Source organism: Pseudomonas sp. 13159349 (assembly GCF_013305685.1).
Classification (GTDB): domain Bacteria; phylum Pseudomonadota; class Gammaproteobacteria; order Pseudomonadales; family Pseudomonadaceae; genus Aquipseudomonas; species Aquipseudomonas asiatica.
Genome location: NZ_CP045553.1, coordinates 136,332 through 149,617, shown reverse-complemented (window position 1 = coordinate 149,617; position 13,286 = coordinate 136,332). Strand labels below are relative to the sequence as shown.

The 13,286-nt window shown below is 63.3% G+C and carries 14 protein-coding genes; 9 read left to right on the top strand and 5 right to left on the bottom strand.

The window, feature by feature from the left end:
• Positions 1-35 precede the first annotated feature (35 nt).
• Complete coding sequence (locus GEV38_RS00710; RefSeq protein ID WP_015268476.1) at positions 36-323, top strand: DUF2782 domain-containing protein; 288 nt, start codon at positions 36-38, stop codon at positions 321-323.
• Positions 324-392: 69 nt separating this feature from the next.
• Positions 393-1,343, top strand: coding sequence for a homoserine kinase (locus tag GEV38_RS00705; RefSeq protein ID WP_015268475.1), 951 nt, complete (start codon positions 393-395; stop codon positions 1,341-1,343).
• Positions 1,344-1,656: 313 nt separating this feature from the next.
• Here GEV38_RS00705 and GEV38_RS00700 read toward each other — a convergent pair whose 3' ends face one another.
• A complete protein-coding gene (locus GEV38_RS00700) occupies positions 1,657-2,613 on the bottom strand; it encodes a zinc ABC transporter substrate-binding protein (RefSeq protein WP_054572508.1) in 957 nt (318 codons plus the stop codon).
• Between the two features lie 18 nt (positions 2,614-2,631).
• Here GEV38_RS00700 and zur point away from each other — a divergent pair, with 18 nt between their 5' ends.
• From zur to GEV38_RS00680, 4 genes are all read left to right on the top strand, one after another.
• Positions 2,632-3,117 (top strand): zinc uptake transcriptional repressor Zur, encoded by a 486-nt coding sequence (gene zur, locus GEV38_RS00695; RefSeq protein ID WP_015268473.1) that lies wholly within the window; start codon positions 2,632-2,634, stop codon positions 3,115-3,117.
• On the top strand, positions 3,114-3,890 hold the full coding sequence (znuC, locus tag GEV38_RS00690; RefSeq protein ID WP_015268472.1) for a zinc ABC transporter ATP-binding protein ZnuC: 777 nt from the start codon (positions 3,114-3,116) through the stop codon (positions 3,888-3,890). Before zur ends, znuC begins: the two co-directional genes overlap by 4 nt.
• The gene (gene znuB / locus GEV38_RS00685) at positions 3,883-4,665 is read left to right on the top strand and encodes a zinc ABC transporter permease subunit ZnuB (RefSeq protein ID WP_054572506.1); all 783 of its coding nucleotides are present in this window, start codon (positions 3,883-3,885) and stop codon (positions 4,663-4,665) included. Before znuC ends, znuB begins: the two co-directional genes overlap by 8 nt.
• Before the next feature lie 127 nt (positions 4,666-4,792).
• Complete coding sequence (locus GEV38_RS00680; RefSeq protein WP_015268471.1) at positions 4,793-5,500, top strand: PA5502 family lipoprotein; 708 nt, start codon at positions 4,793-4,795, stop codon at positions 5,498-5,500.
• A gap of 109 nt (positions 5,501-5,609) precedes the next feature.
• Here GEV38_RS00680 and katE read toward each other — a convergent pair whose 3' ends face one another.
• On the bottom strand, positions 5,610-7,745 hold the full coding sequence (gene katE, locus GEV38_RS00675) for a catalase HPII (RefSeq protein WP_173895518.1): 2,136 nt from the start codon (positions 7,743-7,745) through the stop codon (positions 5,610-5,612).
• Between the two features lie 227 nt (positions 7,746-7,972).
• Here katE and GEV38_RS00670 point away from each other — a divergent pair, with 227 nt between their 5' ends.
• The 3 genes from GEV38_RS00670 (at position 7,973) to GEV38_RS00660 (ending at position 10,486) form a co-directional block, all read left to right on the top strand.
• Positions 7,973-8,980, top strand: a complete 1,008-nt coding sequence (locus tag GEV38_RS00670; protein ID WP_054572504.1) for a methionine ABC transporter ATP-binding protein — start codon at positions 7,973-7,975, stop codon at positions 8,978-8,980.
• Positions 8,980-9,651, top strand: coding sequence for a methionine ABC transporter permease (locus GEV38_RS00665; RefSeq protein WP_013970307.1), 672 nt, complete (start codon positions 8,980-8,982; stop codon positions 9,649-9,651). Before GEV38_RS00670 ends, GEV38_RS00665 begins: the two co-directional genes overlap by 1 nt.
• A gap of 64 nt (positions 9,652-9,715) precedes the next feature.
• Positions 9,716-10,486, top strand: coding sequence for a MetQ/NlpA family ABC transporter substrate-binding protein (locus GEV38_RS00660; RefSeq protein WP_013970306.1), 771 nt, complete (start codon positions 9,716-9,718; stop codon positions 10,484-10,486).
• A gap of 210 nt (positions 10,487-10,696) precedes the next feature.
• Here the strand turns inward: GEV38_RS00660 and GEV38_RS00655 are convergent, their stop codons facing one another.
• The 3 genes from GEV38_RS00655 to GEV38_RS00645 are packed head-to-tail and all read right to left on the bottom strand — an operon-like array spanning position 10,697 to position 13,283.
• Positions 10,697-11,329, bottom strand: coding sequence for an SCO family protein (locus GEV38_RS00655; RefSeq protein WP_013970305.1), 633 nt, complete (start codon positions 11,327-11,329; stop codon positions 10,697-10,699).
• Positions 11,326-12,219 (bottom strand): heme o synthase, encoded by an 894-nt coding sequence (gene cyoE / locus GEV38_RS00650; protein WP_013970304.1) that lies wholly within the window; start codon positions 12,217-12,219, stop codon positions 11,326-11,328. The genes GEV38_RS00655 and cyoE overlap by 4 nt, the downstream gene beginning before the upstream one ends.
• Positions 12,204-13,283 (bottom strand): heme A synthase, encoded by a 1,080-nt coding sequence (locus GEV38_RS00645; protein WP_015268468.1) that lies wholly within the window; start codon positions 13,281-13,283, stop codon positions 12,204-12,206. The genes cyoE and GEV38_RS00645 overlap by 16 nt, the downstream gene beginning before the upstream one ends.
• Between the last annotated feature and the right edge of the window lie 3 nt (positions 13,284-13,286).

Sequence of the window (13,286 nt, the reverse complement as noted above, 5' to 3'; positions counted from 1 at the left end):
GCCAGAATCATTGACGACAAAGGGACAAGGTTATCATGCGTACACTCAATCGCCTGTTACTGCTCGGTCTGTTGGCCACCATGCCTGTCGTCACCCTGGCGGCGGAAGACGCCCCCTCGGCCGATCCCGAGGTGACCATTCGCACGGAAGGCGACAAAACCATCCAGGAGTACCGGCAGAACGGGTTCCTGTATGCGATCAAGATCACGCCGAAAAACGGCAAGCCTTATTTCCTGGTACGCGCCGATGGCTCTGATGGCAATTTCATTCGTTCCGACCAGCCGGACATGCTGATTCCGTCCTGGAAGATCTTCGAGTGGTAATCTGACGCGCACCGTTCACATCAACCCGGCACTTCCCGGCGGAAGTGCCCGTATGGGCAAATTTTCATCATGTCAGTCTTCACCCCCGTGACCCGGCCTGAGCTGGAAACCTTTCTGGCGCCGTACGCGCTGGGTCGTCTGCTCGATTTCCAGGGCATCGCCGCCGGCACCGAGAACAGCAATTTCTTCGTCAGCCTCGAACAGGGGGAGTTCGTCCTGACGCTGATCGAGCGCGGGCCCAGCGAGGACATGCCGTTCTTCATCGAGCTGCTGGACACTTTGCACGCAGCCGACATGCCGGTGCCCTATGCCATACGCGACCGCGACGGCAATGGCCTGCGCGAGCTGTGCGGCAAGCCGGCGCTGCTGCAGCCACGGCTGTCGGGCAAGCACATCAAGGCACCGAACGCCCAGCACTGCGCCCAGGTCGGCGAGCTGCTGGCGCACATTCACCTGGCTACCCGCGAGCACATCATCGAGCGCCGCACCGACCGCGGCCTGGACTGGATGCTGGCTTCGGGGGCCGAGTTGCTGCCGCGCCTTACCACCGAGCAAGCCGCGCTGCTGCAACCGGCGCTGGATGAAATCAGTGCGCACAAGGCACAGATCCTGGCCCTGCCACGGGCCAACCTGCATGCCGACCTGTTCCGCGACAACGTGATGTTCGAAGGCACCCACCTGACCGGTGTGATCGACTTCTACAACGCTTGTTCCGGGCCGATGCTGTATGACATTGCCATCACCGTGAACGACTGGTGCCTGGATGAACACGGCGCGATCGATGTGCCACGCGCCCAGGCGTTGCTGGCGGCCTATGCGGCGCTGCGGCCGTTCACCGCGGCCGAAGCCGAGCTGTGGCCGGAGATGTTGCGGGTAGGCTGCGTGCGCTTCTGGCTGTCGCGCCTGATTGCAGCGGAATCGTTTGCCGGAATGGATGTGATGATCCACGACCCGAGCGAGTTCGAAGTGCGTTTGGCGCAGCGTCAGCAGGTGGCCTTGCACCTGCCGTTCGCCCTCTAGAGCATGTCTGCTTCTTCGCGGGTAAACCCGCTCCCACAGGTACGGTGACAAGCGTGAGGCTGGCGCTATCCCTGTGGGAGATTACCCAGCCCTTTTGGGCTGCGCTGTCGCGCAGAGAACAAATATCGCTCGTCTGACGCGTCCTTTGTAGGAGCAGCCTTGTGCTGCGAAGAGGCCGGTACAAGCAACAGACAGGCTTTGTCAGTACCGGCCTCTTCGCAGCACAAGGCTGCTCCTACAGAACCTCGCCGAACCAATGAGTCATGTGTTGTTCTAAGAGAGCGGGTTTACCCGCGAAGAGGTCGGTACAGGCTTACAACTGTTCCAGGCACCCAACCAGGTCGCCACCCAGCTTCTCCAGCAAGCGCTCATAGCCCTTGCCATCCACCGGGTCGGTACCGCCCAGGGCATCCAGCTCGGCCAGGCGCACCGGCAGCCCGGCGGTCAAGGTATCGGCCAGCCGCGGCCGCAGCGGCGGTTCGCTGAACACACAGGTCTTGCCCACTTCCTGCAGGCGCTTGCGCATGGCTGCCACGTGCTGCGCACCCGGCTGCACCTCGGACGCCACGCTGAACACCCCGGTGTGCTTCAGGCCATACTCCGCCTCGAAATAGTCGAACGCTTCGTGGAACACGAAGTACGGCTTGCCGGCAATCCCGGCCACCCGCGCCTTGATCCGCTTATCCAATGCGTCCAGGCGTTCGTCGAAGGCCTTGAGGTTGCTCTGGTAGCGCACCGTATTGGCCGGATCGATCTGCGCCAGGTCAGCCGCCATTTTCGCTGCAATCACACGCGCGTTGACCGACGATAGCCACAGGTGCGCGTCCAGGCTGCCCGGGCGGTGGTCGTGGTCATGGTCGTCGTGGTCTTCTTCCTCATGGGAATGGCTGTCCTCGCCAAAATGCCGGAGCTTCATGCCCGGTAGCGCCTGCACGGCCACAGTGGGCTTGCTGCGATTGCCCAGTACCCGCGGCAGGAAGCCTTCCATGTCCGGGCCGATCCAGTAAAGCAGGTCGGCATCGCCTACCCGCCGTACGTCGGACGGGCGCAGCGCGTAGTGGTGTGGCGAAGCCCCCGGAGGCAGCAATACCTCAGGGGTGCCAACACCGTCCTGCACGGCAGCGGCAATCTGCTGCAGGGGTTTGATACTGGTCAGCACGCGCACGTCGGCCTGGGCGGAGAATGCGATGAAAGCGACAAAAAGGACTAGGAATCGGGACACGGTGAATACTCGAGTCGTCAGAAACAGGTAACATAATAACGTCTCCATCCAGAACCGTCGCTGCCCATGTCCATCACGCCGCTGGCCAACCGTCCTCACGATCATTCCCATTGCGTACACAGCGCATTGGCTGAAGCCGACGCCTTGTGCACCCGCCAGGGCCTGCGCCTGACCGCGCTGCGCCGTCGAGTGCTGGAACTGGTGTGGCAAAGCCACAAGCCGCTGGGCGCCTACGATATCCTCGCCGTGCTCAGTGAGCAGGACGGCCGCCGCGCCGCGCCCCCCACGGTGTACCGTGCGCTGGACTTCCTGCTGGAAAACGGCCTGGTGCACCGCATCGCCTCGCTCAACGCATTCATCGGCTGCAGCCACCCGGAACACCTGCACCAGGGTCAGTTCCTGATCTGCCGGGCCTGCCATGTGGCCATCGAACTGGAACAGGACAGTATCAGCGAAGCCATCATCAGCAGCGCCAAGGGCGTGGGCTTCACGGTCGAGACCCAGACGGTGGAAGTGGTCGGTCTGTGCAGCAATTGCCGGAGCGCGGCATGAGTGATGCACTGATCCGCCTGGAGCAGGTCGGTGTCACCTTCGGTGGCGAGGCGGTGCTCGACAGCATCGACCTGTCGGTCGCACCTGGCCAGATCGTCACCCTGATCGGCCCGAACGGCGCGGGCAAGACCACCCTCGTGCGCGCCGTGCTCGGCCTGCTCAAGCCGCACCGCGGCAAGGTTTGGCGCAAGCCGAAACTGCGCATTGGCTACATGCCGCAAAAGATCCAGGTCGATGCCACGCTCCCGCTGTCAGTGTTGCGCTTCTTGCGCCTGGTGCCCGGTGTAGACCGCGCGGCAGCCTTGTCGGCGTTGCAGGAAGTAGGCGCCGAGCAGGTCATCGACAGCCCGATCCAGACCATTTCCGGCGGCGAGATGCAGCGCGTGCTGCTGGCCCGCGCCCTGCTGCGCGAACCCCAGTTGCTGGTGCTTGACGAGCCAGTGCAGGGCGTAGACGTGGTTGGCCAGACCGAGCTGTACAACCTCATTACCCGCCTTCGCGACCGTCACGGCTGCGGCGTGCTGATGGTTTCCCACGACCTGCACCTGGTGATGAGCGCCACAGACCAGGTGGTTTGCCTGAACCGCCACGTGTGCTGTTCGGGCCACCCCGAACAGGTCAGCGGCGACCCGGCATTTGTCGAGCTGTTCGGCAAGACCGCCGCCCCCAGCCTGGCCATCTACCACCACCATCACGACCACAGCCACGACCTGCACGGCTCGGTGGTCGCCCCTGGCACCCATGTTCACGGAGCGCACTGCAAGCATGGCTGACTTTCTTCTCTACGCCCTGCTTGCCGGTTTGTCCCTGGCGCTGGTGGCCGGCCCACTGGGCTCCTTCGTGGTGTGGCGGCGCATGGCCTATTTTGGCGACACCCTGTCCCACGCCGCCCTGCTCGGCGTTGCCCTGGGTTTTGCTCTGGACGTCAGCCCGGCGCTGGCGGTAACCGTGGGCTGCCTGTTGCTGGCGATCTTGCTGGTTACCTTGCAGCAACGCCAACCGCTGGCCTCCGATACACTGCTTGGCATCCTCGCCCCCAGCACCTTGTCGCTGGGCCTGGTGGTGCTGAGCTTCATGCATGATGTCCGCATCGACCTGATGGCCTATCTGTTCGGCGACCTGCTGGCCATCAGCACTACCGATCTTGCCTGGATCCTCGGTGGCAGCGCGCTGGTCCTGCTGCTGCTCGCTGCACTGTGGCGGCCGTTGCTTGCAGTCACCGTGCACGAGGAGCTGGCCATGGTCGAGGGCATGCCGGTGGCCGGGCTGCGCATGGCGCTGATGCTGCTGATCGCGGTGGTGATTGCCGTTGCCATGAAGATCGTCGGGGTGCTGCTGATCACCTCGCTGCTGATCATTCCTGCCGCTGCGGCGCAACGTCACGCCCGTTCTCCCGAACAGATGGCCTTAGGCGCCAGCCTGCTGGGCGTGAGCGCGGTATGCGGCGGCCTGGCTCTGTCCTGGTTCAAGGACACCCCTGCCGGCCCATCGATCGTGGTCTGCGCGGCGGTGCTATTCTTGCTGAGCCTGGCCCTGCCAAAACGCTGAAAAACAGGGCGTGCGAAGGCGCGCCCTGCAACCTTTCCGCACGTAAAGGGTCTGTAAGACTTGTTTTCGAGCGTGCGCACCTGGGTGTAGACTTGCTCGCTTTTTGCGCAAATAGAGAGTCGCAGGAATGAAGCCGTTCGCCTCCCGTTATCTGCTTGTTGCCGCGTTTTCCCTGTTCCTGGCTGCGTGTTCAAACGCGCCGGTCGAACAGGCCACCGCACCTGCCCAAGCAGATGCCTGGCAGCAATTGCAACAGAACATCGCCAGCAACGAGCTGGCCACCGCCGAAGACCAGCTGGCAGCCTTGCAGGCCCAGGCGCCGGATGACGCGCGCCTGGAGCAATACCAGCGCCAGCTTGCCGAAGCCTACCTGCAACGCAGCCAGATCTTCCTGCAAAAGGGTGATGTGAACGCTGCCGCCACAGCCCTGGCCCGTGCCCGCGCGCTGATGCCGCAGGCCCCGGCGGTTACTGGTGGCGACGCCGTGACCCAGGCGCGCAAGGCCGAGCTGGAGAAAGCTGAAGCGGCGTTGAAAGCGGCCGAGGCCAAGCCCAAGGCGCGCATCATCGACCCGGCTGCACCGAGCACCGTGGTGGCCTTGAAGACCACCGACAGCCGCGCCATGCGTCGCCAGCTGGATGACATTGCCGCCGATGTGGTGAGCTATCAATGCGACGTGGTGTTCCAGGTGCCGCGTACCGAAGATGCGCCTTGGCTGAAGACCTTGCTGGAGAAACGCGTGCGCAAGATCGACAGCGGGTTCGAGCTGAAGCAGAAGCACGAGATCCAGCGGTCGCTGCCGGCGCAAGTGGTTCTGGTTCCGCATCAGCGTTAAGAATCTGGGGGCGCTGCGCGCCCCTTTCGCGACACAAGGCCGCTCCTACAAGGGAATGCGATCTCCTGTAGGAGCGGCCTTGTGTCGCGATGGGCTGCAAAGCAGCCCCTTAGGCAGGCACAGCCTCCGCAGCCGCCTCCCGCTCCCACACCCGATGCCCCTCTACCGCTTTGACGAAGGCATCCACGGTCTTCTGCTCATCCCCCAGCAGCAACCCCTTGTCTTCTTTAAGCCCCAAGCTGCCCAAAAGGTCTTTGGTCACCACCATCGCCTTCAGGTGTTTGTAGCCCTCCAGCAGGAAGTGCTTGGCCAAACCACTGCCTGCCAGCGCATCGGTCGAGGCCTTGCCCGCTGGCACGACAATCCCGTCAAACATGATCGAGGGCATCCCTTCCATGGAGGCATCCACCGGCAGTTGCTTACCGTCCGCGGCAGTCACCGGTGCCGAGGTCGGCCCAAGCAGCATCGGCCGGGCACTGTGCGCCTCCAGAGCCTTGACCAGCTTGTCCACGCTGGCAGCGTCTACGCCATCTGCCACCAGCACGGCAATCTTGCGCCCCTTGATGCCAACCGAGCCCGGGTGGTTCATCTGGCTCAGGGCAGGCGACTGCGCAAGCTGGCTTCCCTTCACTTGCACAGTGCCTGCGCTCGGTGCAGGCAAACCGAGGTTGGCAGCAACCGCAGCCGCCAGCTTCAGGTCGATATTGGCGAGAATCTCATTCACTTCCCGAGCACGGATCGTCTCCCGCTCCACCTTGCCCAGCTCAAAGCTGTAAGCCTTGATGATGTGCTGCTGCTCGGTCGGGCTCATGCTCTGGAAGAACAACCGCGCCTGCGAGAAATGGTCGCTGAACGAATCGCTGCGCTGGCGGATCTTGTGCGCATCGATACGCTCCTGGTAGCTCTCGAAGCCGCCATCCTGCGCGGCTGGTGGCGTTTCCTTCGGCCAGCCACCGTCGATGGAATTGGGCTCGTAGGATGCGCGACCCTTGTGCACCAGATGCTGATGCAAGGCGTCACGCTGGTTGTTGTGGTTAGGAGCGACGGGGCGGTTGATCGGGATCTGGTGGAAGTTGGGCCCGCCGAGGCGGCTAAGCTGCGTGTCGGTGTAGGAGAACAGCCGTCCCTGCAACAAAGGGTCGTTGGTAAAGTCGATGCCAGGCACGATATGAGCCGGGCAGAACGCCACCTGCTCCACTTCGGCAAAGAAGTTGTCCGGGTTGCGATTCAGGACCATCCTGCCCAAAGGTGTAACCGGCACCAGTTCTTCCGGGATTATCTTGGTCGGGTCCAGCAGGTCGAAATCGAATTTGTGCTCGTCGGCTTCCGGCACGATCTGCACACCCAGTTCCCATTCAGGGTAATCACCCGTCTCGATAGCCTCCCACAGGTCGCGACGCTGGAAATCAGCATCCTTGCCTGCCAGCTTCTGCGCTTCGTCCCATAGCAAGGAGTGCACACCCTGGCGCGGTTTCCAGTGGAATTTGACGAAACTGGCTACGCCCTGGGCGTTGATCAGGCGGAACGTATGCACCCCGAACCCTTCCATCATCCGCAAGCTGCGCGGGATAGCGCGGTCCGACATCGCCCACATGACCATATGAGCCGACTCCGGTACCAGCGAGACGAAATCCCAAAAGGTGTCATGGGCCGAAGCGCCGGTCGGGATCTCGTTGTGCGGCTCCGGCTTTACGGCGTGGACGAAATCCGGGAACTTGATCGCATCCTGGATGAAGAACACCGGCATGTTGTTGCCCACCAGGTCGAAGTTGCCCTCGTCGGTGTAGAACTTCACAGCAAAGCCCCTCACGTCACGCACGGTGTCGGCTGAGCCGCGCGGGCCTTGTACCGTGGAAAATCGCACGAAGACGGGCGTGACTTTCTCCGGGTCCTGCAGGAAGCCGGCTTTGGTCAGCTCGGCGTGGTTGCCATAGCTCTGGAAATAGCCATGCGCCCCTGTTCCTCGCGCATGCACGATGCGCTCAGGAATGCGCTCGTGGTCAAAGTGCGTGATCTTTTCGCGCATGATGAAATCTTCGAGCAACGAGGGGCCTCTATCCCCCGCCTTGAGCGTGTTCTGATTGTCAGCGATGCGCACCCCCTGGTTGGTACGCAACGCACTGCCTGTGGCATCGCTTCGGTCAGCCTCCAGGCTCTGCAACTTGGCGTTGGTATTGGCCCGGTCCGGGGTCTGGGTGCCAGCGGCCTCGCTGTGCTTTGGCGCGTCCGTGTTCTTGCTGGGCATGATCGGCTCTCCTCGTCAGTCTTAAGGCATACCCGTTTCGGGCTGTGTGCAAGTAGTGACCGGGAGGCTTTGCCGAGCGTTCAATCAGGATTACCGGTTGTCGCGATATGCCCGAAGGATTGGTGCATTACGAAATAAATGCTAAGAACAGCTATGGGAAAAGGCTAAAATGCGCGACCCCAGCTAACCGCTGACCCAAATTCCATGCGCCCCACAAGGTTCGCTACGTGATCGAGTTCCAACAGGTACACAAGACCTACCGCGTCGCCGGTAGGGAAATCCCCGCACTGAATCCGACCAGCCTGACCATCGAAGATGGCCAGGTGTTCGGCCTGATCGGCCATTCCGGCGCCGGCAAGAGCACCATGCTGCGCCTGATCAACCGCCTGGAAGAGCCTTCCGGCGGCAAGATCATCGTCGACGGCGAAGACGTTACCGCGTTCAACGCGAGCCAGCTGCGCGGTTTCCGTCAGCAGGTCGGGATGATTTTCCAGCACTTCAACCTGCTGGCCTCCAAGACTGTCGCCGACAACGTCGCCTTGCCACTGACCCTGGCCGGCGAGCTGTCGCGCAGCGAAATCGACAAGCTCGTGACCGAGCTGCTGGCCCGCGTCGGCCTTTCCGACCACGCCAGAAAGTACCCGGCGCAGCTGTCCGGTGGCCAGAAGCAGCGCGTCGGCATCGCCCGCGCCCTGTCCACCAACCCGAAGATCCTGCTGTGCGACGAGGCCACCAGCGCCCTCGACCCGCAAACCACCGCCTCGGTCCTGCAATTGCTGGCCGAAATCAACCGTGAGCTGAAGCTGACCATTGTGCTGATCACGCACGAAATGGACGTGATCCGCCGGGTCTGCGACCGCGTGGCAGTGATGGACGCCGGCCAGATCGTCGAGCAGGGCTCGGTGGCCGAGGTGTTCCTGCACCCGCAGCACCCCACCACCAAGCGCTTCGTCCAGGAAGACGAGCAGGTTGACGAAGGCGAGCAGCGTGACGACTTCGCCCACGTGCCGGGCCGTATCGTGCGCCTGACCTTCCAGGGCGACGCCACCTACGCGCCGCTGCTGGGCACCGTGGCCCGCGAAACCGGTGTGGACTACAGCATCCTCGCCGGGCGTATCGACCGCATCAAGGATGTCCCCTATGGCCAGCTCACCCTCGCCCTGATCGGCGGTGACATGGAAGCGGCGTTCGCCCGCTTCAAGGCAGCTGACGTACATATGGAGGTACTGCGTTGATGGACGCCCTGAATTTCTTTGCCAACGTCGACTGGGCCGAAATCTGGCTGGCCAGCGTCGACACCATGATCATGCTGTTCGGCTCGCTGTTCTTCACCGTGCTGCTCGGCCTGCCGCTGGGCGTGCTGCTGTTCCTCTGCGGGCCAAAGCAGATGTTCGAGCAGAAGGGTGTGTATGCGCTGCTGTCGCTGATCGTCAACATCCTGCGCTCGCTGCCGTTCATCATCCTTCTGATCGTTATGATCCCGATCACAGTGCTGATCACAGGCACTTCCCTGGGCGTCGCCGGCGCCATTCCGCCGCTGGTGGTGGGTGCCACGCCGTTCTTCGCGCGCCTTGTGGAAACCGCCCTGCGTGAAGTGGACCGCGGCATCATCGAAGCCACTCAGTCGATGGGCGCCACTACCCGCCAGATCATCACCAGCGCACTGCTGCCGGAGGCTCGCCCGGGCATCTTCGCCGCCATTACCGTGACCGCCATCACCTTGGTTTCGTACACCGCCATGGCTGGTGTGGTCGGTGCCGGCGGCCTGGGCGACCTGGCCATCCGCTTCGGCTACCAGCGTTTCCAGACCGACGTGATGGTCGTCACAGTGGTGCTGTTGCTGGTACTGGTTCAAGTCCTGCAGAGCGTGGGCGACAAACTGGTCGTGCATTTTTCCCGTAAGTAACCCCAATGGGGTCGGCCCGGCCGACCCGTTCGGGGGCCGTCGCGGCCCTCACAAGGAGTGATCAATGAAGAAGCTGCTTGCTGTTGTCGCCGCTGTCGCGGCCTTCTCGGCCCACGCCGAGTCCCTGACCGTTGCCGCTACCCCGGTTCCGCACGCCGAGATCCTCAACTTCGTCAAACCTGTTCTGGCGAAAGAGGGCGTGGAGCTGAAGGTCAAGGAATTCACCGACTACATCCAGCCGAACGTGCAGGTGGCGGAAAAGCGCCTGGACGCCAACTTCTTCCAGCACCAGCCGTACCTGGATGAGTTCAACAAGGCCAAGGGTACCAACCTTGTGAGCGTTGCCGGCGTGCACATCGAGCCGCTGGGCGTGTACTCGACCAAGATCAAGAAGCTGGACGAGCTGTCCTCCGGCGCCACCGTGGTCATCCCCAACGACGCCACCAACGGCGGCCGCGCGCTGCTGCTGCTGGACAAGGCCGGCGTGATCAAGCTGAAGGACAACAAGAACATCCTGTCCACCGTGAAGGATGTTGCCGAGAACCCGAAAAGCCTGAAGTTCCGTGAGCTGGAAGCAGCCACGATCCCGCGTGTGCTGACCCAGGTCGATGCTGCCCTGATCAACACCAACTACGCGCTGGAAGCCAAGCTGAACCCGGAAAAAGACGCCCTGGTCATCGAAGGCAGTGACTCGCCTTACGTGAACATCCTGGTTGCCCGCCCGGACAACAAGGACTCGGACGCCATGAAAAAGCTGGCTGCTGCGCTGCACTCGCCTGAGGTGAAGCAGTTCATCAACGAGAAGTACAAAGGCGCTGTGGTTCCGGCGTTCTGATCCGAAATCCCCGGGGCCGCTTTGCGGCCCATTCGCCGGCAAGCCAGGTCCCACAGGTACAGCGCCAGCCTCAGGCTCTGTGAGGCCCCTGTGGGAGCCGGCTTGCCGGCGATTTGCCCTGGCAGGCAAACCATGAGGACCGAGGCGTACGCCGCACTTTGTGGGAGCGGCCTTGTGTCGCGATAGGCCTGCGCAGCAGGCCCAAAAATCTCAGTCCCGCTTCACAAGCCCGGGCAACTGCGCCACCAGCTTCTGGTTGTTGAACGGCGCCCGAATGAACCCGCGCTGACGCCCATCCGGCCCCACAACCGCCAGGTTGCCGCTGTGATCCACGGTATACCCCGGCTTGCTGGTATCGGCCGGAATGAACGGAATGCTCAAGGCATTGGCCAGCTTCTGGGTATCCTCGATCGACCCCGCCACCCCGACGAAATCCTTGTCGAAATAGCCCAGGTACTGCTTCAGCTGGTTCGGCGTGTCGCGGTTCGGGTCAACGCTCACCAGCACCACCTGCAGCCGGTCGACGGCCTCCTTGGGCAGCTCGCTCTTCACCTGGCGCAACTGGGCCAGGGTGGTCGGGCAGATGTCCGGGCAGTAGGTGTAGCCGAAGAACAGCAGCGACCATTTGCCCTTCAGGTCATCCAGTTGCACCGGCTGGCCGTCCTGGTTGGTCATGGTCACATCGGCCACGGTACGGCTCTGCGGCAGCAGGATGATGCCGGCATCGATCAGTTCGGTGGGGTTGGGCTGGTCGCGGCCATTGAGCACCTTGTTGACGGTCAGGCCCAGGATCAACGCGACCAGGGCAACGAGGATGAAGACGGTTTTCTGGGTTCGGGTCATAGGTTCAGCAACAGGTAGTGGTCGAGGAGCAACGCGATGAACAGCGCGAACAGGTAGCCGATAGAGTACTTGAAGGTGCCGATCGCTGCGTGCGGCCGGCTGCCACGGTACAACACCCAGGCCCATTGCAGGAAGCGCAGGCCTAGCACCAGGGCGCAAGCCAGGTACAGCGGGCCGCTCATGTGGATGGCGTACGGCAGCAGGCTTACCGCCAGCAATACCAAGGTGTACAGCAGGATATGCAGCTTGGTGTAGCGCTCGCCGTGTGTCACCGGCAGCATCGGGATATCGGCCTTGGCGTATTCCTCCTTGCGGTGGATCGCCAGAGCCCAGAAGTGGGGTGGTGTCCAGGCGAAGATGATCAGCACCAGCAGCAGGGGCTCGGCGCTGACATGCCCACTGACCGCCACCCAGCCCAGCAACGGCGGGGCGGCGCCAGCCAAGCCGCCGATGACGATATTCTGTGGCGTAGCGCGCTTGAGAAAACCGGTGTAGAGCACCGCATAGCCGAGCAGGGAAGCCAGTGTCAGCCAGGCAGTGAGGGCGTTGGTGAACACCAGCAGCAGGGCCATGCCAAGTAGCGCCAGCGCCAGGGCGAACAGCAGCGCCGGCAGCGGCTCGACCCGGCCCTGGGCCAGCGGCCGCTTGTGGGTACGCGCCATCAGCGCGTCGATGCGTCGGTCCACCACATGGTTGACCACCGCCGCGCCGCCTGCACAAAAGCCGATGCCCAGGTTGCCGAACAGCAGCACGCTCCAGCTGACACCCGCACGGGTGGCAAGGAACATGCCCGCCAGCGAGGTGATCAGCATCAGCACCACCACCTTGGGCTTGGTCAGCTCCAGGTAGTCACGCCAACTGGCCCTCTGTGCGCTCAGAAGCGTCGCCACGAATCATTCCTCATGTGGTGGGAGATGCCCACGCCAGCCACGGGCCGCAGGCGCCAGCCATGGCCGACACCCACGCGAACCTTGTCGACCACGCGGATGCGGTAGTTCACCAGCACCATGCTCAACAGCAACAGCGCCCCACCAGCGTTGTGCGCCACGGCCACGGCCAGCGGCAGGTGCAGCAGCACATTGCTGATGCCCAGGCCGACTTGCACCACCAGCGCCAGCAGCACCAGCCGCGCCAGGCCAGGGAGGCCGCAGCGGTGCAGCTTCCAGCTGAGCATCAGCAGCACGCAGGTCACTAGCAATGCGCCCAGGCGGTGGCTGATGTGGATGGCCGTTCGCGCATCACTGTCCAGCTGCCCGCCCAGGTAATTGGGCCCGACATGCTGGGTCAGGTGGAACCCGTTGCTGAAGTCCGCCGCCGGCCACCACTGGCCGTGGCAGGTGGGCAGGTCGATGCAGGCGACGGCCGCGTAATTGGCACTGACCCAGCCGCCCAGGGCGATCTGGCCGATCACCACCAGCAAGGCCAGCGCGGCGATCCGGCGCAGGCTCAATGGCAGCTTTGGCAAGGGCGCAAAGGCCCGCGACAGACGCAGGGACAACAGGAACAACAAACTCAGGGTAGTGAAGCCGCCAAGTAGATGCGCGGTGACCACCTGCGGCCACAGCTTGAGGGTGACCGTCCACATGCCGAAGGCTGCCTGGGCCAGCACCACGCCCAGCAGCAGCAAGGGCAGGCGGTAAGGCTGGCCATCGCGGGCATGCCGGCGCAGCGCCTGCAAGGCGAGCAGGGCGATCACCATCGCCAGGGTGCCGGCGAAGTAGCGGTGGACCATCTCGGCCCAGCCCTTGGCGGCTTCCACCGGGTGTTCGGGGAAATGCAGCTCGGCATGAGCCAGCTGCGCTTCGCTCTTGGGCACGCTGATGAAGCCGTAGCAACCCGGCCAGTCCGGGCAGCCGAGGCCGGCGTGGGTCAGGCGGGTATAGGCACCGAGCAGGACGACCAGCAGTGCCAGCAAGGTGGCGAACACAGCAAGGCGGAATCCGGGTCTGGCCATGGC